The sequence below is a fragment of the Magnetococcus sp. PR-3 genome (assembly GCF_036689865.1).
In the GTDB taxonomy this organism is placed as follows: domain Bacteria; phylum Pseudomonadota; class Magnetococcia; order Magnetococcales; family Magnetococcaceae; genus Magnetococcus.
On record NZ_JBAHUQ010000080.1, the window covers coordinates 1 to 947 of the forward strand.

Here is a 947-nt window from a genome sequence, read left to right on the forward strand (position 1 = left end):
AAAAGGAAAAGTTTTATAGCTTGTGGGATCTGCATGGGCGGAAGGGATGTAGACGAGCATCCATAGTACAACAGCTATTTTCCCTATCAGTTGCATTGACTTACTCCAAGGGGTAGAAAGTGGATAGCTACATACACATGTAGCTACCCTTCCAAAAACTTAAGGCTACTTCTGGGGGTCTTCCACCAGACCTTCCAATCTGGGATCTAGAAAGTTGCGCATCCCTTTTTTGACTCTTCTATAGATGGGTGATGGGGCTGGCAATACTTTGACTCCACCTTGAGACCTTTGAAAAAAGCAGCTTCACCTCATCGATCGGCTGCTGAAACGCAAAAATCAGCATACAAAAGACGTGTTTTCCCTCTGAAATCCGGTGAAAAACCGGATTTCAGGCGCACGAGTCCTGTCGGACTCATGCTTTTGATAGGGCCAGCATTCGTTTCATATTGATAGCCAGAGCCTCCAAGTGTAGATGGGCGGTATTACGGGCCAACCCAACATAACGAACTCAGCTCATACCATAGTGGCGTTTCATCACGCCGAAAAGACGTTCAACGCCTGAACGGATTCGTCCAGACCGTTTGTTACGCTTCTTCTGTTTGGCACTCAACGGATGGCCAGCATGGGCTTTATCCAGTATGCCACACAGGATGCCGAAGTGCCGCAGGGTATGCTTACGATCTTGCTTGTAGTAACCCTTGTCGGCAAATACAGACTGTTCATCACCTTGAATCAGGTCGTTGAACATGACTGAATTACCAACATTGGCCGAGGTCAGCTCGATGCCCCGAATGCGTTCAGAATCCATATCCACGGCAGCATGGGCGTTGTAGCCGTAGTGAGGTTTGTTTGCCTTAACTGTCCACTTATAGTCAGTCAAAACCAAATCTAGACGCCAGTAAATATTGAATGGATATCGGTTTTGATGCGTATTCTCGCCATTTTGT

1 protein-coding gene is annotated in these 947 nt (G+C 47.0%); it reads right to left on the reverse strand.

Features of this window, described 5'->3' with window-relative positions; genetic code table 11:
- Nucleotides 1-508: 508 nt before the first annotated feature.
- The coding region (locus V5T57_RS20615) for a transposase (RefSeq protein ID WP_332893156.1) at nucleotides 509-947 on the reverse strand (439 nt) is incomplete at its 5' end.